This is a genomic window from Balneola vulgaris DSM 17893 (assembly GCF_000375465.1).
GTDB classification, from domain to species: domain Bacteria; phylum Bacteroidota; class Rhodothermia; order Balneolales; family Balneolaceae; genus Balneola; species Balneola vulgaris.
In genome coordinates, this window is the sequence record NZ_AQXH01000001.1 from 288,229 (window position 1) to 312,321 (window position 24,093).

General features: G+C 38.5%; 21 protein-coding genes. 9 read left to right on the plus strand and 12 right to left on the minus strand.

What is annotated here, in order from left to right; genetic code table 11:
• Nucleotides 1-18: 18 nt before the first annotated feature.
• From sufD to B155_RS0101395, 11 genes are all read right to left on the minus strand, one after another.
• On the minus strand, nucleotides 19-1,329 hold the full coding sequence (gene sufD, locus B155_RS0101345) for a Fe-S cluster assembly protein SufD (protein ID WP_018126434.1): 1,311 nt from the start codon (nucleotides 1,327-1,329) through the stop codon (nucleotides 19-21).
• A complete protein-coding gene (gene sufC / locus B155_RS0101350) occupies nucleotides 1,329-2,102 on the minus strand; it encodes a Fe-S cluster assembly ATPase SufC (protein WP_018126435.1) in 774 nt (257 codons plus the stop codon). The genes sufD and sufC overlap by 1 nt, the downstream gene beginning before the upstream one ends.
• Before the next feature lie 58 nt (nucleotides 2,103-2,160).
• Nucleotides 2,161-3,606 carry a Fe-S cluster assembly protein SufB gene (sufB, locus tag B155_RS0101355; RefSeq protein ID WP_018126436.1) on the minus strand — a complete coding sequence of 482 codons (1,446 nt, stop codon included), beginning with the start codon at nucleotides 3,604-3,606 and terminating at the stop codon, nucleotides 2,161-2,163.
• Between the two features lie 196 nt (nucleotides 3,607-3,802).
• Entirely contained in the window at nucleotides 3,803-4,765 is a 963-nt protein-coding gene (gene pta, locus B155_RS0101360) for a phosphate acetyltransferase (protein WP_018126437.1), read from the minus strand.
• A 1-nt stretch (nucleotide 4,766) separates the two neighbouring features.
• Complete coding sequence (locus B155_RS0101365) at nucleotides 4,767-5,624, minus strand: EamA family transporter (RefSeq protein ID WP_018126438.1); 858 nt, start codon at nucleotides 5,622-5,624, stop codon at nucleotides 4,767-4,769.
• Complete coding sequence (locus B155_RS0101370) at nucleotides 5,625-7,352, minus strand: caspase family protein (RefSeq protein ID WP_169331253.1); 1,728 nt, start codon at nucleotides 7,350-7,352, stop codon at nucleotides 5,625-5,627.
• Nucleotides 7,352-8,569 (minus strand): acetate/propionate family kinase, encoded by a 1,218-nt coding sequence (locus tag B155_RS0101375; RefSeq protein ID WP_018126440.1) that lies wholly within the window; start codon nucleotides 8,567-8,569, stop codon nucleotides 7,352-7,354. The genes B155_RS0101370 and B155_RS0101375 overlap by 1 nt, the downstream gene beginning before the upstream one ends.
• A 1-nt stretch (nucleotide 8,570) precedes the next feature.
• Nucleotides 8,571-9,764: a hypothetical protein gene (locus B155_RS0101380; protein ID WP_018126441.1), complete on the minus strand. Its 1,194-nt coding sequence runs from the start codon at nucleotides 9,762-9,764 to the stop codon at nucleotides 8,571-8,573.
• Nucleotides 9,737-10,195: an NUDIX domain-containing protein gene (locus B155_RS0101385; protein WP_018126442.1), complete on the minus strand. Its 459-nt coding sequence runs from the start codon at nucleotides 10,193-10,195 to the stop codon at nucleotides 9,737-9,739. Before B155_RS0101385 ends, B155_RS0101380 begins: the two co-directional genes overlap by 28 nt.
• 16 nt (nucleotides 10,196-10,211) lie before the next feature.
• The gene (greA, locus tag B155_RS0101390; RefSeq protein ID WP_018126443.1) at nucleotides 10,212-10,685 is read right to left on the minus strand and encodes a transcription elongation factor GreA; all 474 of its coding nucleotides are present in this window, start codon (nucleotides 10,683-10,685) and stop codon (nucleotides 10,212-10,214) included.
• A 117-nt stretch (nucleotides 10,686-10,802) separates the two neighbouring features.
• Nucleotides 10,803-12,047, minus strand: coding sequence for a TCR/Tet family MFS transporter (locus B155_RS0101395; RefSeq protein WP_018126444.1), 1,245 nt, complete (start codon nucleotides 12,045-12,047; stop codon nucleotides 10,803-10,805).
• A gap of 137 nt (nucleotides 12,048-12,184) precedes the next feature.
• Here B155_RS0101395 and B155_RS0101400 point away from each other — a divergent pair, with 137 nt between their 5' ends.
• From B155_RS0101400 to B155_RS0101440, 9 genes are all read left to right on the plus strand, one after another.
• The gene (locus B155_RS0101400) at nucleotides 12,185-12,718 is read left to right on the plus strand and encodes an RNA methyltransferase (RefSeq protein WP_018126445.1); all 534 of its coding nucleotides are present in this window, start codon (nucleotides 12,185-12,187) and stop codon (nucleotides 12,716-12,718) included.
• An 80-nt stretch (nucleotides 12,719-12,798) separates the two neighbouring features.
• Entirely contained in the window at nucleotides 12,799-14,832 is a 2,034-nt protein-coding gene (gene metG / locus B155_RS0101405; protein WP_018126446.1) for a methionine--tRNA ligase, read from the plus strand.
• A gap of 395 nt (nucleotides 14,833-15,227) precedes the next feature.
• Nucleotides 15,228-16,574: a sodium-dependent transporter gene (locus tag B155_RS0101410; RefSeq protein WP_018126447.1), complete on the plus strand. Its 1,347-nt coding sequence runs from the start codon at nucleotides 15,228-15,230 to the stop codon at nucleotides 16,572-16,574.
• A gap of 63 nt (nucleotides 16,575-16,637) precedes the next feature.
• Nucleotides 16,638-17,207, plus strand: a complete 570-nt coding sequence (efp, locus tag B155_RS0101415; RefSeq protein ID WP_018126448.1) for an elongation factor P — start codon at nucleotides 16,638-16,640, stop codon at nucleotides 17,205-17,207.
• A 6-nt stretch (nucleotides 17,208-17,213) separates the two neighbouring features.
• Nucleotides 17,214-17,687 carry an acetyl-CoA carboxylase biotin carboxyl carrier protein gene (gene accB / locus B155_RS0101420; RefSeq protein ID WP_018126449.1) on the plus strand — a complete coding sequence of 158 codons (474 nt, stop codon included), beginning with the start codon at nucleotides 17,214-17,216 and terminating at the stop codon, nucleotides 17,685-17,687.
• A 6-nt stretch (nucleotides 17,688-17,693) separates the two neighbouring features.
• Complete coding sequence (gene accC / locus B155_RS0101425) at nucleotides 17,694-19,043, plus strand: acetyl-CoA carboxylase biotin carboxylase subunit (RefSeq protein WP_018126450.1); 1,350 nt, start codon at nucleotides 17,694-17,696, stop codon at nucleotides 19,041-19,043.
• Between the two features lie 2 nt (nucleotides 19,044-19,045).
• The gene (gcvH, locus tag B155_RS0101430; RefSeq protein WP_018126451.1) at nucleotides 19,046-19,426 is read left to right on the plus strand and encodes a glycine cleavage system protein GcvH; all 381 of its coding nucleotides are present in this window, start codon (nucleotides 19,046-19,048) and stop codon (nucleotides 19,424-19,426) included.
• 14 nt (nucleotides 19,427-19,440) lie between these two features.
• A complete protein-coding gene (guaA, locus tag B155_RS0101435; protein ID WP_018126452.1) occupies nucleotides 19,441-20,988 on the plus strand; it encodes a glutamine-hydrolyzing GMP synthase in 1,548 nt (515 codons plus the stop codon).
• A 56-nt stretch (nucleotides 20,989-21,044) separates the two neighbouring features.
• Nucleotides 21,045-22,754, plus strand: a complete 1,710-nt coding sequence (locus B155_RS0101440) for an ABC transporter substrate-binding protein (RefSeq protein ID WP_083902092.1) — start codon at nucleotides 21,045-21,047, stop codon at nucleotides 22,752-22,754.
• A 108-nt stretch (nucleotides 22,755-22,862) separates the two neighbouring features.
• On the opposite strand, the gene mltG is transcribed toward B155_RS0101440, so the two are convergent.
• Nucleotides 22,863-23,918 (minus strand): endolytic transglycosylase MltG, encoded by a 1,056-nt coding sequence (mltG, locus tag B155_RS0101445; RefSeq protein WP_169331254.1) that lies wholly within the window; start codon nucleotides 23,916-23,918, stop codon nucleotides 22,863-22,865.
• Between the last annotated feature and the right edge of the window lie 175 nt (nucleotides 23,919-24,093).

A 24,093-nucleotide genomic window follows, 5' to 3' on the forward strand; every position in this document is an offset into this window, starting at 1 on the left:
GGTGACTTCTAAAAGTGCTTATTTATTATCTCTGTTTGTGTACTTGATTACTTCATCAAGAAGTAATTTTTCTACAGATTCCACGGCCATGCTTTCTACACTTTCAAGTGCGAATGCATAAACAAGAAGTTCACGTGACTTTTGCTCAGTTAACCCACGACTTTGTAAGTAGAATACTTCTTCGTCCTGAAGTTGACCAATAGTTGCACCATGTGAACAACGTACGTCATCCGCAAAGATTTCTAACTGTGGCTTGGTATTCACTTTACCATCTACTGAAAGCAATAAGTTTCTGTTTTCCTGGAATGAATCAATTTTTTGAGCGTCTTTAGCTACAAAAATCTTTCCATTGAAAATAGAATGAGCACTGTCATTCACTACTACTTTATGAAGCTGGTGACTTGTAGCGTGTGCAAATCTGTGATCCATGATTGAATGGGTATCAGCTATTTGCTCGCCATCAATAAGTACTAAGCCATCTACTGTGAAATCAACTTCTTCTGCATCCTGAATAACTCGAGGATCATTTCTAAAAAGTTTAGCGCCTAGACAAATTGTATATGAGTGGTACTCAGCGTTTTTGTCTAATTGTGCAATAGGTCTAGAAACGTGAGACGCTTCTTTGCTATCACGCTGGATTCTTGCATGGTGTACATTAGAACCCGTAAACATCTTAAATTCAGTTACCGGTACATTTAAGTACACATTGTTTGCAAGGCCAATATGCTCTTCAATGATGGTAGACTTACTGAACATTTCACCAACGTATAATAAACGTGGTGTTGCATAGAATGCTTTATCAGCGTCAGTAAACACATTCAAGATATGAATAGGTGTTTCTACTACGGTTTCTTTTGGTACATAAATAAAGGTACCATCGTTGAAATTCGCGTCATTTAGTGGAGCGAATACATCATCTTCGTAGTTGGTAATAGTACCTAAGTGTTGCTTTAAAGCATCATTATCAGCGTGTTCAGCAATATTACCTACAATTACATTCGCAGGTAAGCCTTCAACAGCAGACAACTCAGCATTGTATACACCGTTCACGAAAACGAGTCTACTTTGCATTGCTTCAGGTAGGTAATGATCACTGATATCACCTAATTCAGCAGCATTCGCGTTTTCTAGACTTACAAACTGATTCTTTGTAATAGATTTTAAATCTACGAATCTCCACTCTTCATCTTTTCGAGTAGGAAAAGCAGTATTATTTAATGCTTTTAATCCTCGTTCATTAATCGATTTTATTGCTTCCGCATCGCTGCTACTTTCGATAGCTCCATCGATGTAAGAAAGCATAGTTTCTTTCTGTAATACTTCACTCATTACTGAGCCTCGCCATTTAGTAACAGTTCCTTTTCTAGTTGATCGTAACCGTTTGCTTCTAGTTCTTCAGCAAGTTTGATATCACCAGATTTGATGATACGGCCGGCCATCATAACATGTACATGATCAGGCTTGATGTAGTTAAGTAAACGCTGGTAGTGAGTAATCATCACAATTGCGTTCTCTTCGCTAGCAATCTTATTTACACCATCAGATACTACTTTAAGAGCATCGATATCTAATCCAGAATCTGTTTCGTCTAAGAAAGATAATTTTGGATCTAGCACTGCCATCTGGAAGATTTCATTCTTCTTCTTCTCACCACCAGAAAAACCAGTGTTGATAGAACGCTCTAAGAATTCATCCTTCATTTCGATTACTTCTAATTTACTAGTGATGTAATCTTCGAATTCTAATGGATCTAATTCATCTCTGTCATTCGCGCGAGCAATAGTATTGTATGCTTCACGAAGCAGAGTTTTGTTAGTGATACCTGGAACTTCAACCGGGTATTGGAAAGCTAAGAATAAGCCAAGGTGAGCTCTTTCGTCAGCATCCATTTCAGTGATATCTTCGCCTTCAAATAGGATTTCACCTTCTGTAATTTCATACTCAGGGTGACCTGACACAACTTTAGAGAGCGTACTTTTTCCACTTCCATTAGGCCCCATGATTGCGTGGATTTCACCCGCATTTACTTTGAGGTTAACGCCCTTAAGGATTTCAATGTCTTCGCCTTCAACTTTGGCGTGTAGGTTCTTGATTTCTAACACGATTGTATAATTTTACTTTTGTATGATTTTAATTTCTTTTGATGTAACTGGTTATTAATTAACCAACGCTACCTTCTAACTTCACATCTAGTAGCTTATTCGCTTCCACGGCAAATTCTAGTGGTAGCTCTTTCAATACATCTTTTACGAATCCATTGATAATCATGGAAATGGCATCTTGTTCACTAATACCACGTTGCATTAAGTAAAAGATTTGCTCCTCACCTACTCTTGAAGTTGTAGCTTCATGCTCTACACTACTAGTAGGGTTTTCGGATGAGATATATGGGAAGGTATGGGCGCCACACTCTTGGCCAATCAGCATTGAATCACACACTGAATAGTTTCTTGAGTTGCTGGCTTTCTTACCAATTTTCACTTCACCACGGTAGCTATTATTAGAACGGCCGGCAGAAATACCTTTTGAAATAATAGTACTACGAGTATTCTTCCCTAAGTGAATCATCTTAGTACCGGTATCTGCTTGCTGTCTTTTCGTAGTAACAGCTACAGAGTAAAATTCTCCAACTGAGTTATCACCCTGAAGAATCACACTTGGGTACTTAAGAGTTACTGCAGATCCCGTTTCTAACTGTGTCCAAGAGATCTTAGAGTTTTTACCCTTACAGATACCACGCTTGGTTACAAAGTTATAGATACCACCTTTACCATCTTCATCGCCTGAATACCAGTTCTGAATGGTTGAGTATTTGATATCCGCATTATCTAAAGCAACTAACTCTACAACGGCAGCGTGAAGCTGGTTCTCATCGTACATAGGAGCAGTACAACCTTCTAAGTAACTTACACTTGATCCTTCTTCTGCAACAATAAGTGTACGCTCGAACTGCCCTGATTCCATATTGTTAATACGGAAATAGGTAGAAAGCTCCATTGGGCATTTTGTATTCTTTGGGATATAACAGAATGATCCATCTGAGAATACAGCAGAGTTTAAAGCTGAGTAGAAGTTATCACGGGCAGGTACAACAGAACCTAGATACTTCTTGATCAATTCAGGGTGCTCTTTAATTGCTTCCGACATAGAGCAAAAGATTACACCTGCTTCCGCTAACTTTTCTTTGAATGATGTAAATACAGAAACACTATCGAATACAGCGTCTACAGCAACACCTGCGAGCATTTTCTGTTCCTCAAGAGGAATGCCAAGCTTTTCATAGGTTTCACGGATATTCGGATCAACATCATCCATACTGTCTAATTGTGGCTTCTTTTTTGGAGCCGAGTAGTACAGAAGGTTTTCGAAATCAGGTTTTTTGTATGTGGCATTGAACCAGGTTGGCTCATCCATTTCAAGCCAAGCACGGTATGATTTGAGACGGAATTCCGTCATCCATTCTGGTTCTTCTTTACGAGCTGATAATTCACGAATAATATCTTCACTGATTCCTTTCGGAAAATCTTCGTATTCAACATCGGTGGTGAATCCATATTTGTATTCTTCACCGATCATCGACTCTAAAGCCTTAGTTTCTTCACTCATTAGCGATCTTAGATTTTAACTTTTTCAATGTTGTTAGAACCATCCTAATTGGTAGCTCGTTCAACGATTTACATGCTTATTTAGATTCTGTCAAAAGATAAGAAATATTGTCTTCAGAACTAAATCAGAAGTGATTGAGAATACCTATCACATATATTGATAGGTATTCAATGAAACAGTACTAGTAAAAGTGCTCTTAAGAAGGGCTATTCGCTAAAATAGAGCATACACAGACCGTATTTACGATATCCTCCCAGCTACAACCTCTGGATAAATCCATCATTGGTTTAGCTAATCCTTGAATAATAGGACCCGTTGCCGTTGCATGGCCAAGGCGTTCTGTGATTTTGTAAGCAATATTACCAGCGTCTAGATTTGGAAATATGTACACATTGGCTTGTCCAGCTACGGTTGAATCTGGAGCCTTACGCTTCGCAATTTCATCCATAAATGCGGCATCAAACTGAAGTTCACCATCAATATGTAGATTAGGCGCTTGATTCTGGGCTTTTTTACAAGCATTCGATACAAGTTCAACTCGATCGTGTTTCGCACTTCCTTTAGTACTGAAGGACAGCATAGCCACTTTTGGGTCATTACCAATAAGTGTCTGATGCGTGTATGCTGAGTCTACACAGATACTAGCAAGTTGATCTTCATTAGGGTATGGTACTACTGCACAATCGCCATAGGTGAAGACCTTCCCATTTTCAAAGCTCATTAAAAACACACTAGACACTACCTTTGAATCAGCTTTTAATCCAATAGCGTGAATGGCGGCTTTTATAACATCTCCAGTTGTTGCTATGGAACCCGCTACGCAACCATCGGCATCATCATGTGCAACCATTGAAGCGGCAAAATACAGAGGGTCTTGTATGATTTTTTCTGCTTCTTCAAGGCTAAGGCCTTTATGCTTTCTACGCTCATAAAAAGATTTAGCGTAGTCTTTTAAGTGAGCATCTTTTTTGGGATCAATCATTGTAATCCCCCCTATCTCAGCTGCTAACTCATGATCTTTGATGAGTATTACATCCGCTAAACCTTCGGTAGTTAAGTGAAGGGCTGCCTTAAGTACTCGTTCGTCTGATGCACGAGGTAATACAATGCGCATCTTATTTTTGCGCGCTAATTTTCTAAATTTTGAGATGATATCCATTCTATACTACTAATAAAAGAATTGCAATTGAGGCTACAAATAAGCCAATCCATTGTCTTTTTTGAGGGTTATCTTTCCACATCCATACACCAATCAATGTTCCAATAAACATGATGCTTAAGTTGACTACAGGGAATGTTATTGACCCCGGTATTTCTTTAAGTGCTAATAGAATGAAGTAAGATGAATATAGATTAACGATACCGAGTATCGTTCCAAATGCCCATTCTTTCTTTCTAAAGTTAAATTGTTTTCGGGCTAACAATACAACACTGCCTGTTAAAAAAGCAAAGAAGAAAAGAGCGGTTAGAAACTTTGGTTCATCAAAGAATATGGAAAATTCCTGTTCAAATACCTTTAACCCTGAATCTGTTATCCCTGATATAAAAAAGAGAAAAACAGGTAACAGCATATATTTTAATTGAACTTTCTCCCCTTTCTTAGATCGCGGTATTAATAAGATTAACGCTACAAAAGTAAGTAGAATCCCTATCCCCAAATGTAGAGTAAAGGGTTCTTGGTATACCCACAGACTTAAAAGAATGGGGAATACTAACGACATGCGCATTGCAGTGATGCTAATACCCATTCCATTTTTGTCGATGCTTTTACTGTACAGCAGAAAGTTTACGATAAATAGCACACCCAAAAATGAAGAATGTAAAATGATAGGTAGAAAGGCTTTCTGTTCAGCAATGTTTGACCAGTCGGTTGATAACGCACTCACTACAACCGCAATTAGGTAGTTAATAACGAGTACATTCAACACTCGCAGTGACTTTATTTCTACTAATTTTAATATCTGCGCAACACTGATAGAAAAAAAAGCACTTAAAGTGATGAATAAATAACCCATCATTTAGTCGATTAAATCAAGAGTAGTAGAACCAAAATACTGAATGTCTTGTGGCCTATTGAATAGGCTACGGGAAGTAAAAGCCACATTTCTTTCCACATAGGATAGAATATCTTGCCAGTTGGTAAGACCTGTTTTAATTGCATCAGCGATGTAATAACTAAAAATGGAATGCCGCTTCTGAACCCCATTTGGTTCAGAGTATATATAAGACTGTTGATTTACATTTGAAGCAAAAACCACCAAAGCATTTGGCTTTTTAACAGTGATAGTTGCTGCTAGCACTTCCAGGGAGGCTGCTTTTTCAGTTTGATCTGTGAAATCAAGATCTGCAATCACCGTTAATTTATTGGCTGGCAAATTGGCAAGGCCGTCGAATAAAGAGTTCAAATCAATGAGTGCACTTGTTGAGTCGGAAGTATCAGTACCTAAGAAGTATATGCGGTCTGTTTGAGGGTCAATTTGAGCATAGCCCGAAAGGTAAACCACTAATTCAGAATTCGACTTCTGCATGCGAGTACTCAATCTATTAAAGCCGTTTCTAGCCGTTTGATTACCGCTTACATCCAAAAATTTAATGGTTTGATTGGTAACAATACCTAAGGCATTATTCATATATCGCTCCATTAATAGTGCATCTCTATGCGCAAAAGATTTCTCTGGATAGTCGCCTTTATAATTCTGGTTTGCGATGATGAAACCCCACCGATCTCTATTATCAGGAGATAAACGCGGGATGTCCCTTTCCACATCTACACTTCCGAAAGGTACATTAGGAATGGCGATAACAGACAGTTGTTGAGTGAATTGAGAGGGACGCCAAATTTGTTCAACATCACTAGCTGATACCCAATTTTCAGAAATACCATACAGAACCTTATACCAGTCACCTTGCTTTGATACCAGCTTTAATTGGCTACCCTTGGCTAGGTCTGTGAGGATGTTAGTGGAACTAATTTCAGCTTCGTTTCTCAAGGCCGTTATGTTATTAGTTACCACAACAAAAGGTTCGAAAAAGTCGCTGACCTTGAGGTTATAACTATATGTACTGTCTTGAAAACTTATATCTAGAGCAATTTCTGGATTTTCATTTTCTTCGAAGATTTCAGGGTTGATTTCTTCTGCTAAATTAATGGATAGAATGTTATCTGTTAATTCGCGTTGTGTGGGTTCAATAATAAATTCGTCGTTATAGCGAATGTAATAAGTGGCATTTGGAACCGAGCTATTATTGGCATCCAAAGTATCGGTTTCAACAAAGGAACCCGTTTTCCTAAGCAATCGACTCTCTCCTGTTGGCTGAGGTTCGCCTACCGGTTTCATATTTAAAAAAGAGACCCCTGTTAAGGCTACAGCAGCACCTAACAATGCTACTTGTTGGCCCACTTTATCATCATCAGTAAATTCTAGAGCTGAATACCCAGCTAAACCCGCACTGGCTAACCCAAAGGCTACATAACCTGCTCTAGGCCTATATTTTTGGATGTATCGATCCGTTTTAACACGCTGAACATATTCATAGGTGTTGGCAGACTTTAGCCTGATTTGAATAACAGGCTGTTCAGGAGATAGTTGATCGGTTTGCTGAAGAAACAATTCCGAATTCAATAATTTATAATCTCCCCTGTCTACTTCGGCTGTACTTTCAACGATCCATGTAGTTGATGAACATCCTAAAAGTAAAAATAACCCAACGGTTAATAATGTGATATGAATGTATGATTTACTCATTAAGCCCATGGGGTTTGCTTCGCAGCAGTTGCAATTTTAGCCGCATCAATAGCGATTACCAATTCTTCGTTGGTTGGAATTACATAAATGTTGGCAGATGATTTCTCTGTGCTGATATCTTCGTTAAAAAGACCTTCTTGGTTCTTTTCTTCATTCAATTCAATGCCTAGTCCTTGTAGATCATCTAATATTTTTTTCCGAATTAGTGAGGCATTCTCACCGATTCCGCCAGTAAAAATAATCGTATCGGCTCCATTCAAACTAGCTAAATAGGAACCAATGTATTTTTTAGCGCGATAGCAAAATACATCGATAGCTTCTTGGCATCTTTTATCGCCATTTTCAGCTTCTTCAATTAAATCACGCATATCGGCTGCATAACCACTCAAACCCAACAAGCCGCTGTGCTTATTCAATAGAGCATGCACATTAGCTAGTGACAATTCTTCTTTTTCAATAAGGTAAAATAAGATGGACGGATCTATATCTCCTGATCGTGTACCCATCACTAAGCCTTCTAACGGAGTAAAACCCATACTGGTATCAATAGACTCCCCATCTTTAATAGCGGCTATAGATGCACCATTCCCCAAATGGCAAGTAATTAACTTTGAGCCTTCTTTAGGTTTCCCAGTAAGTTTGAAGTAGCGCCTACTAACGTAATAATGAGAGGTGCCATGAAAGCCATAGCGTCTAATTTTATACCTTCTATATAATCTATTCGGTATACCGTATAAAAATGCCTTCGATGGAATGGATTGATGAAATGCGGTGTCGAAAACTGCAACATGCGGAACATCCGGTAGATGTTGCTTCGCTGCTTTGATTCCTTGCAAATTTGGTGGGTTATGTAATGGAGCTATATCAAATGCTTCTTGGATGGCGTCTTCTACAGCTTGATCAATAAGTACAGAATCTTTGAAGGTCTCGCCGCCATGAACTACCCTATGGCCTACAGCCTCAATTTCATCTAATGACTTCAAATGATCGTTATCTGCTTCTAATAGCAATTCCATTATCATTTTGAGTGCAGCTGCGTGGTTATCAAGTGCAACCGACTTCTTTACAGCCTTCTCTCCCTTCCATTCTTGTTTGATAATGGATGTTACTGCACCAATCCGTTCAACAAGTCCTTTACATAAAGTTTCTTGTTCTTTAGAATGAATCAGTTGGTATTTGATAGAAGAGCTTCCGCAATTGATAACAAGTACTTTCATATTACAAAGCTATAACTGCACCGAAACCAATTACATTTCGGTATTTAAAATTCGATTCACCTAGATCGGGTTCCGAGATCCAAAAAGGCACTTCATATCTAAATGCAAAACCTCGAGGTTTTCCCAAGAAGTCAGGAATATTGATAGAAAATTGTAATCCGATGCCTGCATCAGCTAAAACAGGTTCACTTTTAAAAACAGTACCTATATCCGTAAATAGGTAACTCTTAAGAAACACGAAATCACCTAGTATTCCTTCTGAAAGTGAGGAACTAATAGGGTTAGGGAATTCAAATTCATTATTAAAAGCTAATACTGTTTCTGTGCTAAAATTTTGAAGATTACCGTATTTAGTGTCAGTATATCCCCGCAGATTGGCTCCTCCAGATACTTGAACTATTCCATTTTCTATCCAAGTTTGAGGAATGGTTCCCTTTGCACGACTTATACCATTCGACAGCCACGAAATGGGAGCCGCATGAGAAGCTGTGTACTGATATTGAAGGGCTAATGGGTCAGAAACCGTACCAAAGAAAACTCGATTGCTTAGGCTCACATTTTTCATGAAGGAATGCTGATTCCAAACTTCAATTTCAGCGTTAAAGAATTGAGGTGATTGATCATTGAGCTGTTGCTGAACTCTAACATTGGCTTCAAATTGATTCTGCTCGTCTTGAATATGATTTCGATAGTTTAAGCCAATAAGTCTATTCCAATTCGTATTCCATGTAGTAGGAAAGGGCCTGTATGCACTTTCATACATCTTTTCTTGAGAGATAAAGAACTGAATTTCTTGATACTTCAACTCATCAAATCCCTTCTGCCAACGTTTGTTTAATGCTAACATATGCTTTGAAAAGCCTGTACGAATACTGCTTCTAGCCTCAATACTCCCTTCATTCCCAAATGTGGAAATAGCTGGAATAGGTTCAGTATAGTTTAAATAATAAGAAATAGGATTAGACGGAAAGTTGGTTCCAAGCCATACACCCGCATCTAGGCGATGAGGCCCATCTTTAAATGAATCCTCCATTTCCCCAATTACTCTCACTCCTACTCGAACTCCGTCAATGGTGTTATACCAGAGATCGGGTGCAGGAATTAGTTGATAGGAGTTTTTTTCCTGTGCGATTGTATGTACAGGTATCAGTAATAAGACTATTACGATTAATAAAGGCGTTCTTCTATAATCCACTCGGGTAGGATTTGTTGGTTAGATATAATAGTATCTATTAGCCTAATTAGCCTTTTTTGTTCGGGCCAATTGATATAATCATCTATATCTGCTGCATTCACCCATTCAAAGCCAGTATGTTCATCGTCTAGGCGAATCATCTGATCTTCATTTATTTCAGCTGCAAAAGCAGGAATATGATGAATGGTATCAGACTTAGCTTCATAAAATGTATTTACTGAAGGCACCGTCCAAAATAAAGAAGGAGATGCATGTATCTCCTCTTTAAGTTCACGAAATGCTGCTTGCCAGTAGGCCTCTCCATCTTCAACTTTACCGCCAATCATTCGCCATTGATTAGCATATATCTTCTTCTCAGATCGTTTAAGTAATAAAAAAGAAATGGTTCCGGCTTCAATTCGGTATGGATATACATCTATAAGTTTCTTCATACAAAGCCGATTTTCTTTAGATTTCTATATTCTTGATCTCTAATTCTAAGGTGCCAGCAGGAACTTTAACTTCCACTACATCGCCAATGGCTTTACCCATAAGTCCTTGACCAATTGGAGATTCGATGGAAATCTTACCTTGTTTGAAATCTGCTTCATTTGGAGATACGAGGGTATACTGCATTTCTTTATTCATCTTCTTATTCAGAATGGTAACCTTTGTTAACACTCTCACTTGAGATAAATCTAAATCTTTAGCATCCAATACACGGGCATTGGCTAAAATGTCTTCTAATTTCGTAATACGGTCTTCTAAATGCCCTTGAGCTTCCTTTGCTGCGTCGTACTCTGCATTTTCACTTAAATCCCCTTTAGCACGTGCTTCAGCAATATCAGCTGCAATTTCTTTTCTTCCACGTGTTTTTAAATCCTTTAACTCAGCATCTAATTTATCGTAACCTTCTTGAGATAAATATTGAATATTGCTCATAACTCTGTTGTTTCTTCATTTTCTGAAATAAAAGAAGAGCATGCCTTTAGAGCCGCTCTTCATACTTCAGTTAAAATAAGAGTAAGTGAAGTGTTTTTCTAATAAATAATGGAAATTCTATTCTTCTGTATTAGCCTCAGCTGATACCCTTTTAAGTACTGATAACTGATAATAAGCTAAAATAAGTGCTAGTAACATCAGAATTCCTCCCGCTAAAAAAGGAGCTCCTGGAAATGAAATGGGTGATGCTGAGGAAGTGAAGTACCCAAACAACCCTGTCATCATAGGTGGACCAAAAATGGAGGTAAAGCTTACTAAACTCGTTAAAGCTCCTTGTAACTCACCTTGTTGATTAGCGGGGACTTTATTTGAAGCTATTCCTTGCAGTGATGGACCGGCAAAGCCCCCTAAACTAAATGGCGCAATCATGATTAACATGAATAAACCTGTTGGTGAAAACGCAAAGCCGATATACCCTAAAAAGTAGAGCAATAGCCCAAAATAGACGGATTTAACTTCACCAAGCTTTGGAATAACTATACGCGTTAACCCACCTTGAACTACCGCCACACACAAACCTACCACTCCTAATGAGATACCCACCATTTTCTCGTCCCATTCGAATTTCTGCATGGTGTAGTAAGTCCATGTACTATTTGTAGCATGGCCTGCTAAGTAAATGAGTGCAAATACACCTACCAATCCCATTATCCCAGGGAATTGTTTGAATTGTTTTAATGAACCAAGCGGGTTCGCTCTTTTAATATTAAAAGGTCTTCTCTCTTCTTTAGGAAGCGATTCTGGCAATACAAAAAATCCATACAGTACATTAACTAGTGTAAGCGCAGCTGCAGCAAAAAACGGAACTCTAGTTCCATACTGACCTAATAACCCTCCTATCACTGGGCCAATTATAAAGCCTAAGCCAAATGCAGCACCAATTAATCCGAAGTTCTGAGCTCTCTTCTCAGGAGCACTAATATCTGCTATATACGCACTAGCCGTTGTAATACTAGCTCCTGTGATTCCAGATATTAATCGTGCAATAAACAGCCACACGATATTTGTTGAAAGACCTATTAGTATATAATCGATGCCAAAGCCAAATAACGAAAACAGTAGTACAGGTCTTCGGCCAAAGCGATCACTAAGTCCACCAATAATAGGCGCGAATAGAAATTGAGTTGAAGCATACACGAACATCAACCAGCCACCATATATCGCCGCTTTACTTAAACCCTCTCCTGTTAATTCAACAATGAGCGCGGGAATAATCGGTATGATGATACCTAGTCCTGTGACATCAATAAGTACGGTTACAAATATAAAGGCTAAAGCGGCCTTACGGGGTTCTTTTGACATAGGCTAAATTTAAGCTCCAATGATACCCCTTATTCATTCTAATGTGAAGCTTAAAGGAGTAAAAATTCGAATTAAAAACCCACTGATGATCAGTAAAACATTGTTTACCTTTGCGCCAAAGATTTAAATGTATTCATATGGCTCAAAAATTATCTACAAAAGAGATTCTTGAAGAAAACCTAGCTAATGCAGCTCCCGAAAAGCTCCAAAGGGTAAAGGTGGTACTGCATAATATTAGGAGTTTACACAATGTAGGGTCTGTATTCAGATCCTCGGATGCCTTTGGGATTTCTGAAATCATCATATCTGGCTACACACCCACTCCTCCACGACCTGAAATAACCAAAACGGCTATTGGAGCAGAAGAGTTTGTGAATTGGTCGTATGTAGAAGACCCAACCGATACGTTTTATGAGCTTAAAAAGAAAGGCTATACCATATTTGGAATGGAGCAAACTACCAATAGTATTCCTCTAACAGACTTTGACACTCAGCAATATGAAGATATATGCATTGTTATGGGAAATGAGGTAACCGGCATTGATGAGGACATTCTTAGTCATATAGACCAATTCATAATGATTCCTCAATTCGGCCAAAAACATTCCTTAAATGTATCGGTAGCTGCCGCAGTGATGCTGTATGCATTGCTTGAAAAAATGAGTCATTAAATAATCTGATTATGAGATCAGCCTCATAATTCTGTTCACCATTCTTTATCTTCCACGAAATAAAAAATTTTATACCCCGAATGTCAGATAATAAAAGAATTCTAGTTACCTCTGCCCTCCCTTATGCAAACGGCCCCTTACATCTTGGGCACTTAGCAGGAGCTTACTTAACAGCAGACTTCTACGTAAGATATAAACGACTAACTGGAGCTGATGTAGCCTTTATTTGTGGTTCTGATGAACATGGTGTTCCAATTACTATTGCAGCAGAAAAAGAAGGTGTTCAACCACAAGATATTGTAGACCGTTACCATAATATCAATAAAAAAGCCTTTGAAGAATTCGGAATCTCATTCGATTACTATGGTCGTACTAGCTCTAAAGTACACCATGAAACCTCTCAAGAGTTTTTTAAACATCTATATGACAAAGGCTTCTTTAAGAAGAAGACTGAGCAACAGTTGTATGATCCGAAATCAAACATGTTTTTACCGGATCGTTATGTAAAAGGAACATGCCCGAATTGTAGTTATGAAGAGGCCTATGGCGATCAATGTGAAAAATGTGGCTCTTCCCTATCCCCAACTGAGTTGATTAATCCAATTAGTGCACTTTCAGGCGAAAAACCTGAATTAAAAGAAACAGAACATTGGTATATGCCACTAGGTGACCTTCAACCAAAGCTTGAAGCATGGTTAGAAGATAAATCTGATTGGAAACCTAACGTAATGGGCCAAATAAAAAGCTGGCTCAATGATGGATTAGCAGATAGAGCCGCGACTCGTGATTTAACTTGGGGTGTACCTGTGCCAATTGAAGGTGCGGAAGGCAAAGTACTATATGTATGGTTTGATGCTCCTATTGGATACATATCTGCCACAAAGGAATGGGGTCAGGAACAAGGTAATTCTGAGCTTTGGAAAGACTACTGGCAAGATAAATCAACCGAGTTATACCACTTTATAGGTAAGGATAACATTGTATTCCATTGCATCATGTTTCCTATCATGTTAATGGAACATGGAGATTATGTGCTTCCTAAAAATGTACCAGCGAATGAATTTTTAAATCTTGAGGGCCAAAAACTTTCAACATCTAGAGGTTGGGCTGTTTGGCTGCACGAGTATTTAGAAGATTTCAGTCCAGATTTACTACGCTATGCTTTAGGGGCAACATTGCCTGAAAGTAAAGACTCCGATTTCTCATGGAAAGATTTTCAAGCACGTGTTAATAATGAACTAGCTGCTGTGCTAGGAAATTTCGCATTTAGAGCACTTTCGTTTACATCCAAATATGCCGACTCTAAAGTACCCAGCAGCAATGAGTTAAAGCAGATAGATAACGATGCTCTTAACGCTATCGAGGTTCAAAAAGAAAAAATTACTAAAGCTTATGAAGCTTTTAGATTCAAGGAAGCGATATCAGAGACTATGCAGTTAGCTCGTATTGGTAATAAATATTTTACCGAAACAGAGCCTTGGAAAACGAGAAATTCAGACCCTCAAGCATGCAACAATTCTTTATATGTAAGTTTGCAAATCTGTGCAGCGCTCTCTGTGTTAATGGATCCAATTTTACCTGATTCAATGAAGGTGCTTAGACAACAACTAGGCTTTGAAGGTGAAGTGAATTGGGATGCGGTTAATAGCTCAATGCTAACAAGCGGAAATGACATTCAGCCAGGCGAAGTATTATTCTCTAAAATCGAAGACTCTGAAATCGAATCACAAATGACCAAATTAGAAGAAAGAGCTGCGGCTAATAACCCTGCATCCAAGTTCGAGCCACTTAAGGAAAACATTGAATTTCCTGATTTTATGAAGATGGACATTCGTGCTGGGGAGATTTTAACTGCGGAGAAAATCGAGAAGTCAGATAAGCTCCTAAAACTCACCGTTGATATAGGTGTAGAGACTCGAACTATAGTCTCAGGTATCGCAAAGCACGTAGATATAGATCAGCTCAAAGGGCAAAAAGTAAGTGTGGTGGCAAATCTTGCTCCTAAGAAACTTATGGGTGTTAAAAGCGAAGGTATGATTCTAATGGCTGAAGATTCCGAGGGTAAGTTATGGTTTGTAGAAACTGCATCTGAAGCAGGTAGCACGATTACTTAAACACATTAAGAGTATTCTTATAAGCCTTCATTCATCGAGTGAAGGCTTTTTTTATACGCTACATTCTATTCTGTTTACAAAAATTTACCACCCACTTCAAAAGGATTTTATTGCCCTCTATTTACAACTGATCCATTGTGGAATTCAAGAATATATAAGGCATTAGGGTGAATAAAACAGTCATATATAGGAAACAAATGGTGATAACATAATTCAACAGAAACTAGAATTTCGTTATTAGGAGCAAAAATGAAAGGGTCTTAAATAAAAATAGATTAAGTATTGAAAATTCTTATACTCTGCCTTCATCAATAGATGTTATTTGAAGACTGTTGCTAATCAATCATTCTTCAAATATTTTAGAAATTTAAAACAACCAAATAGGAGGACAACTTTTGGCCGGTACATCATCAACTGAACGTGGTTCATGGAATTCAAAATTGGGATTTATCTTAGCTGCAGCAGGTTCTGCAGTAGGTTTAGGAAATATCTGGGCATTCCCAACAAAAGTAGCCACTGAAGGTGGTGGTGCATATTTATTAGTGTATTTGGTTTGTACATTTTTAATCGGCTTCCCTGTAATGGTAGCAGAATTAGCTATCGGTAGAAAGTCTGGTAAAAACCCAGTTGGAGCATTCAAATCATTGAGTTCCAACAAATTCTTCCCTCTTGTAGGTTTATGGGGAGTAATCTGTGGTGTAATGATTCTCTCATTCTACACCGTTATTGCAGGTTGGGCTTTTGGATATGCTTTCGAAGAGATTTTCTTTTATTTCGGATGGGATGCTGGAGCTAATTGGCTTACAGACACGAGTAATGGCTTCAGAAATGCTATTATAGCTGCTGTATTTATGATTGGTACCATCAAAATTATTGTTGGTGGTGTAAGTGATGGTATCGAAAAAGCTACCAAAACTATGATGCCTCTTCTTATTGGTATCATCATCATCATGATTGGTTATGTAATGACTCAACCAGGTGCTACTGAAGGTGTTCGTGAGTATTTACTACCTGACTTCTCTAAGATTACAACTGGTTTAATCTTTTCTGCTATGGGGCAGGCTTTCTTCTCTCTATCATTAGGTATGGGTGCACTTATCACTTATGGTTCATACCTAAACAAAAAAGAGAATATTCCACAAGCGGCGGCAATGGTAACATTAGCTGATGTTGGGATTGCTTTCCTAGCCGGACTATTGATTATTCCAGCTATGTATGTGGCTAAAAATGCTGGTATCGAAATTTTTGTAGGTGACCAACTCGCTTCAAGTACTGATCTTGTATTTCAAATTCTACCTGCTTTATTCCATTCTATTGGTGGCGCTGCAGGCTTAATCCTCGGTGTTGTATTTTTCTTACTGTTAAGTATCGCCGCATTAACTTCTACTATCTCTCTACTTGAGGTTCCAGTATCTTTTGTAATTGATGAATATAAAGTTCCACGAAAGAAAGCATCTTGGGGCGTTGGCCTTGGAGTATTGGTAGTTTCTACCATAGTGGCTTTTAATACTTCACTAATCGGAACTTTTGATTACATCTTTAGCAATCTGGGATTACCAATTGGTGGTTTGCTAACCTGTATTTTTGTTGCCTTTGTATGGAAAACAGACTCAGCTATAACAGAAATGGAATATGGTTTCGCGGGCATTCGTCAAACTTTGTTTTCTAAAGTTTGGCCAATGTTTATCTATGTAATCTGCCCTTTGGCAATTTTATATAATATCATCACCAATTTTATTTAATTAGCTTGTTATCATAATAGACTCGTAGTATTTTTGGGCAATTAATAACGGAGATCTTATTTAATGGCAAAAGTATCAACATCCGATTTCAGAAACGGATTGGTTCTGAATATGGACGGCGAGTTATATTCAATCACAGAGTTTCAACATGTTAAGCCGGGCAAAGGCCCGGCCTTTGTTCGTACTAAACTTAGGGGAATTGTAAACGGTAAAAACATCGATAAAACCTGGCGTTCTGGTGAAAATACAGAAGCCGTTCGTGTTGAGAACCGTGAGTACCAATTTCTTTACCAAGATGGTGAGATGTTCTTCTTTATGAACAACGAAACCTTCGAACAAATACCCGTGAACTCAAATCAGGTAGAGCGCCAAGACTATTTAATTGAAGGGCAAACCTGTTCAATACTTTTTAATGCAGATGATGAGCAAGTACTATACGCTCAGCCACCCGATCAATTAGTGCTTACAGTAAGCCAAACAGACCCCGGTGTAAAAGGTGACACAGCCCAAGGTGGTAGTAAGCCTGCAACCTTAGAATCTGGCGCTGTAGTTAATGTGCCTCTATTCATTAACGAAGGTGAACAAATTCGAGTAGATACTAGAACAGGAACTTATATAGAACGAGCTAAATAATATATTATGGATTTAAAACTAATTAAAAACATCATTAATCTAATTTCTGATAGCGACGTAGATGAAGTAGCTATCGAAGAAGGTGATTTTAAAATTAAAGTTAAGAAAACAGGAACTGTAGAGCAGGTTACATATACACAACCAATGGCTGCTCCTCAGATGCAAAGTGCTCCCGCTCAACCTGCGGCACCTGCTACTCCAGCTGCGCCTGCTCAAGAAGATAAGGCACCTACAGCAGCAGGCGAAACTGTTACCTCTCCTATTGTTGGTACGTATTACCAAGCACCATCTCCAGATTCAGATCCATTTATTAAAGTGGGCGACAAAGTGGCTAAAGGTCAAACTTTATGCATCATTGAAGCCATGAAGATTATGAACGAGATTGAAGCAGAATTCAACGGTACCTTAAAAGAAATTCTTGTATCTGATGGACAAGCAGTTGAGTTTGATCAGCCGCTTTTCATCATCAGTAAAGACTAGACAATTATGTTTAAAAAAATATTAGTTGCCAACCGTGGCGAAATCGCATTACGCATCATTCGAACATGTCGCGAAATGGGTATCAAAACGGTCGCGGTTTACTCAACAGCAGATAGAGACAGTTTACACGTTAAATTTGCCGATGAAGCCGTATGTATTGGCCCTCCTACTAGTAAAGACAGTTATTTAAAAATCCCAAGTATTTTAGCCGCTGCAGAAATTACCAATGCAGAAGCTATTCACCCTGGTTATGGGTTCTTAGCAGAAAACGCTGAGTTTTCAAGAATATGTTCTGAACACGACCTTAAGTTTATTGGTCCATCACCTGAAGCCATTAACTCAATGGGAGATAAAGCAGTAGCTAAAGCAACAATGATTGCTAATAACGTTCCTGTAGTTCCTGGTAGCGATGGTGTTGTAGACTCATTTGAAGATGCTAAGAAAGTAGCTGATGAAATTGGCTACCCATTAATCATCAAAGCATCTGCCGGTGGTGGTGGCCGTGGGATGCGTGTTGTAGAAGAAGCTGAACAGCTTAAAAAGAGTTACGAAATGTGTCGTAACGAAGCTGAGACTGCCTTCAACAATCCTGAAGTATACATCGAGCGTTTTGTTCAAAACCCTCATCATGTTGAAATCCAAGTAATGGCAGATCAACATGGCAATGTTATTCACCTAGGTGAAAGAGATTGTTCGTTACAACGTCGCCATCAAAAGATTTTAGAGGAAGCTCCTTCCCCACTGATGACACCAGAACTTAGAAAACGCATGGGAGATGCTGCAATTAATGCTGCTCGTTCTGTGAATTATGAAGGTGCTGGTACCGTTGAGTTTTTGGTTGACGACAACCACAACTTCTACTTCATGGAAATGAATACTCGTATTCAGGTAGAGCATCCTGTTTCTGAAGAAGTAACGGGTTATGACTTAATTGAAGAGCAGATTAAAGCTGCAGCTGGTCATAAGCTCGAAGAGCGTGAAGTTGAAATTGAAGGCCATTCTATCGAGTGTAGAATTAATGCTGAAGACCCTGAGTTTAATTTCAGACCATCAGCTGGCGAAATTACCGTATTCCACCCTCCTGGTGGTTTAGGTGTTCGATTAGACACTCATGCATATTCAGGCTATAGAATTCCGCCTAACTACGATTCCATGATTGCAAAGCTCATCGTAAAAGCTAAAACGCGTGATGAAGCGATTGCAAAAATGAAACGTGCTCTTCAAGAATTCATCATCGAAGGTGTTAAAACTACGATTCCTTATCACATTCAGTTGATGGATGACCCGAATTTTATCGCTGGAAAATTTACAACCAAATATCTCGAAAACTCTTTCAAATTTAACGTGGAGAAATAACAATGAATGTACCTGCTGATTTAAAATACACACGCGAACACGAGTGGATTAAAGACAATGGTGATGGTACCGCCACAATAGGTATTACGGATTTCGCTCAAGGCGAATTAGGTGATATCGTATTTGTAGAGATTGAAGATGAAGGGTTTGAGTTTTCAGCTGATGACACTTTTGGAACCGTAGAAGCTGTAAAAACAGTATCTGAATTATTTGCCCCTGTAGATGGTGAAATTTTAGAAATCAACGAAGAACTCGAAGATAATCCTGAAATCGTAAACGAAGACCCATTCGGCAACGGATGGATGGTTAAAATTAAAGTATCAGATCCTTCTCAAGTAGAAGGACTACTATCTGCAGACGATTACAAAGAAATAATAGGTTAAATAGTTAGAAATTAATGAGTCGACATAACGAATGGATTTTAATCCTTGATTACGGATCTCAATTCACACAGCTAATCGCTAGGAGATTACGTGAGTTCAACATTTACTGTGAAATTCATCCTTACAATGTCGATCTCAAAGAAGTTTCTAAACCTGTACCCAAAGGAATCATCCTTGCAGGTAGCCCTAAAAGTGTAAACGACACTGACGCCCCTCACCTTCAAACTGAAATTAAGGAATGGGGCGTTCCTATTCTTGGTGTGTGCTATGGATTACAACTTCTTGCTCACACCGAGATTCCAGGTTCCGTTGAAAAAGCCGAAAAGCGTGAATTTGGTAGAGCACATCTAATTATTGATGAAGAAGGTGGTCTTTTAAAAGATGTAGACGACCAAGCCGTTGTATGGATGAGTCATGGTGATCATATTAAAGAACTTCCCTCCTCCTACAAGATTATAGCTCATACTAATAATGCGAGTGTAGCTGCTGTTCGCCATACAGAAGAGCAAATCTATGGTGTTCAATTTCATCCAGAGGTTGCACATACAGCTTGTGGTAAGCAAATTCTGCATAATTTCGCATTTGATATCTGTGGACTTTCCGGCGACTGGACCGCATCCTCTTTTATAGATGAACAAATTGAAGCAATACGTGAAAAAGTAGGTAACGATAAGGTGCTTTGTGCCTTGTCAGGTGGTGTTGATTCTACTGTTGTGGCTACCATCATTCACAAAGCCATTGGCGATCAACTCGAGTGTGTATTTGTTGATAATGGCTTACTTCGGAAAGGTGAATTCAACGAAGTGTTAGATCTATATATCAAAGATCTAAAGTTACCCGTTCGTGGTGTAGACGCTTCAGAATTATTTTTGAGTCGCTTAACAGGCGTTTCAGACCCAGAAAAAAAGCGCAAGATCATCGGTGTATCTTTCATTGATGTATTTGAAAAAGAAATTGGCGACGATGCCGACTTTAAATACTTAGCACAAGGAACTCTATATCCGGATGTAATTGAAAGTATTTCCTTTAAAGGGCCTTCAGCTACCATTAAATCTCACCATAATGTGGGTGGACTTCCCGAAAAAATGAAGCTGGATTTAATCGAGCCTGTTCGTGAATTGTTTAAAGATGAAGTGCGTGACGTAGGTAGAGAACTTGGCATCCCTGAGCACTTTATTTCGCGTCATCCTTTCCCTGGTCCTGGCTTAGGTATCCGAGTAATCGGTGATTTAAGTAAAGAGAGATTAGACTTATTGCGCAATGCAGACCGTATTTTCATTGATGAGCTTAAAGACAATGGCCTATATGATGAAGTATGGCAAGCACTAGCTGTATTACTTCCAGTTCAAAGTGTAGGTGTTATGGGTGATGAAAGAACCTATGAATTCACCGTAGCCTTAAGAGCTGTAACTAGTATTGATGGAATGACTGCAGATTGGGCGCATCTACCCTACGAGTTCTTAAGTCATGTTTCTGGGCGAATAATTAATGAAGTGAAAGGCATTAACCGCGTAGTTTATGATATCAGTTCTAAACCACCCGCTACTATCGAGTGGGAATAACTGTGAACATTTTAGCTTATCTTAGGTGTAAGCTGGTGTATCAATCTTAAAGCATTATGAAAAGAATACTACTCCCTCTCTTTTTATCACTATTCTTGTGTTCAATATCTCAGGCTCAATCATTGGATTCGGGCATTGAGTTATACAGAAATGGAGATTACGAAAGAGCTTTACGCATATTTGAACAATCTGAATCAACAGAAGCGCATTTATTCGCCGCTAAAAGTTTATATGCCCTAGGTCGTTATTATAAAGCCAACGCATACCTATCTGCTATTAATGCAGAGACCAATGATTCTGAAGTAATTGCTGAGGCTGCATACACAAAAGCTCTGGTTCAATTTCAGCTAAAGAATTATGCTCAGGTATTAGATCACTTATACTACATCAACACTACTTATACCCAGAGTAGAATTTATGCTAGATCAGCGACGCTGTATGATGAAATTTTAAATTATTTAAGTGAAGATGATTTAAAAGAAGTGATAAATCAGTCTGTTCAATTGGATGTTAAAGTAGATGCACTTACTGCCTCATTAGGCCGAATTGACTACTCTTCTGCAAAAGCAGTACTTGCTCAATTAAAAGAGATGAGTCCACCTAAAACAGAAGTTGATCTATACCAGATTGAGTCGCAATTAAGAGATTCTGTTACCTACAATAGTCGATATGCTTCTGCTCCTAAATATCCTACTGCTCCTAAAGGCATGGCTTACCATCTAGGGGTGGCCTTACCTGCATTTGAGATGAATGAGCAGGAATATGAAATTGCTCAGCACCTATATTTTGGTATTCAACTAGCCGTTGAAGAATTCAATTCTGAAGAGAGCTATAAAAAAGCATTTTTACATTACAAGAATACCAATCAAGAATCTATTAGCCTCGATGAACAAATAGCTGATCTAATTTGGAATAAAAATGTAGATGCTATCATTGGTCCTTTATTCTCGGAAAAGGCCAAAGTTTTTGCTGAAACGGCTCAAAAGTATGAAGTTCCTGTAATCACACCATTAGCCAATTCTGATGAGATTAACGAGTCTAATAATTACCTCTTTCAATTGAACCCTACCTTCGCAGCACGTGGGAAAAAAATGGCTCAATATGCCGTTAATACTTTAGGCTTTGATACACTAGCTGTGTTAGCTGAATTAAATTCATTAGGAGAAGCATCAGCACTCGCTTTTAGGCATGAAGCCGAACGACTAGGTGCCGTAATTCAACATTTCTTTTTAGAAGATCTTGAATCGAATGGATATGATATTTTTGAATACACCGCGTATTTATCAAAAACTGATACCTTGAACCCTGCCCCTGGCCTAGATGCAGTATATGCGCCATTTACGGGCTCCGCAGCCCCAACCCTAATACGTAACTTACTTACCGATTTAGAAGCCACACGAAGCGATTATACGCTACTTGGTTCACAAGAATGGGAAGACACTGATGTAGAAGGAATTCGATTAGAAAATACTTCCATTCATTATTCTCAAGGGTTTGAAGTGAAGTATGAAGACTCCCCTACTCAAAATTTTGAAAGTAATTTTAGAGTTCGCTTTCAAACAGACCCAACTCGCTTTGCTTATATAGGGTATGATGTAGGAAAAGTAGTTCTGGATACCATTAAACGCGTCCAAAATCCTAGAAACTTGAAAGAAGGATTAAGAAACCTACGCAACTATATGGGTTTAAGTACCGATGTAGATTTTAATGGCTATCAGGTTAACCAAGCAGTGAAAATTAAATCTCTTCAAAAGTCAGATTTTTAGTTTCTGACTTTATAGGTACCTGCTAGTTATATTTGTTTTTTAACTATCCCTTTAAACAATAGGTAGAAATTTAATCCAGAAACTATATATCTGAAAAACAACCAACCTCTACCCGCCCGTTGCTTCGCGTTCTCTTTGCCTCTTGATTCTGTATTGCTCTTGTATCCATTTTCTCCATTTTTCAGAATCGGCTAAATGACCTTGGTAAGTTTTGTTGAATACATGTCCACCCTCTGGGCTAGCAACCATGTAGATATAATCATGGTCTTGTGGATTTAATGTTGCTCTTATCGTAGATAACGACGGGTTTGTAACCGGTCCTGGAGGTAAGCCATAATGGATGTAGGTATTATAGGGATGTTCGACCTTATAATCTTTGAGGAGTAATCTTCGCCTCTCACCTACAGCAAAATTAATAGTAGGGTCGGCATTTAAATGCATTCGTTTCTTTAATCTATTCCAATATAAGCCAGCTATGATTGGTTTCTCGTCCTCTATATTGGCTTCCCACTCAACGATACTAGCTAATGCCACTATATCATCTACCGTGTATTCTAAATTTGAAAATTCAGTGGCATAAGCTTCAATAACTGCATCTTCAAATTCCGTCAATACACGATCGATTACATTTGATGCTGAGCTCGTCCAATACATGCTATAAGTATTAGGTAACATCCTACCAAACAATTGTTCCTTACTCAATGCCTTATCATTTAAATACAACGAGTCTTCAAATACCTGTTCTATATCAAGACTATCTAATTTTAACTGTCTTCCTAAATCACGAGCTAATCGGTTTCTAGTTAAACCAGGAAGTATGGTGACGTTTACTGGATCTTGACTTCCATAAGCGATTTTAGTTAACACCTCGTCATAGGAATAAGCACCCTCAAATTTGTAATGCCCTGCTCTAAAGGTACGCCAACCAAGAAGCCTACTTGCCCATCTAAACTCATCTTCATTTATCTCTGCTGAAGCGGAAGTTAACGTGTCAATTAAACCATCTAAATCAGTACTTGATTCAAGGTAGATAGATACGGGTTGGTCAAATTGTAGTGCAGAACTAGATAATCGTAGTGTACGGCTTCCAAAAGTGAGTATACATACACCTACAAAAAGTGAGGCCAGTAGAACTAGCTCTTTTATAGTAAGACCAAATTTCATGAAATAATGCATGCCAAAAGATACTAATGAGTTGGAATAACTACACAATGTTTATGATTTAAAACTTATGAAGAACAAAAAGTATGTAACTAAAGAAGGGTTAGCACGTAATTGTTGCCCACGAAGAGCAATCGAGCTTTTGGATGCTGCACAAGCACCAAATGCCCTAAAGAAA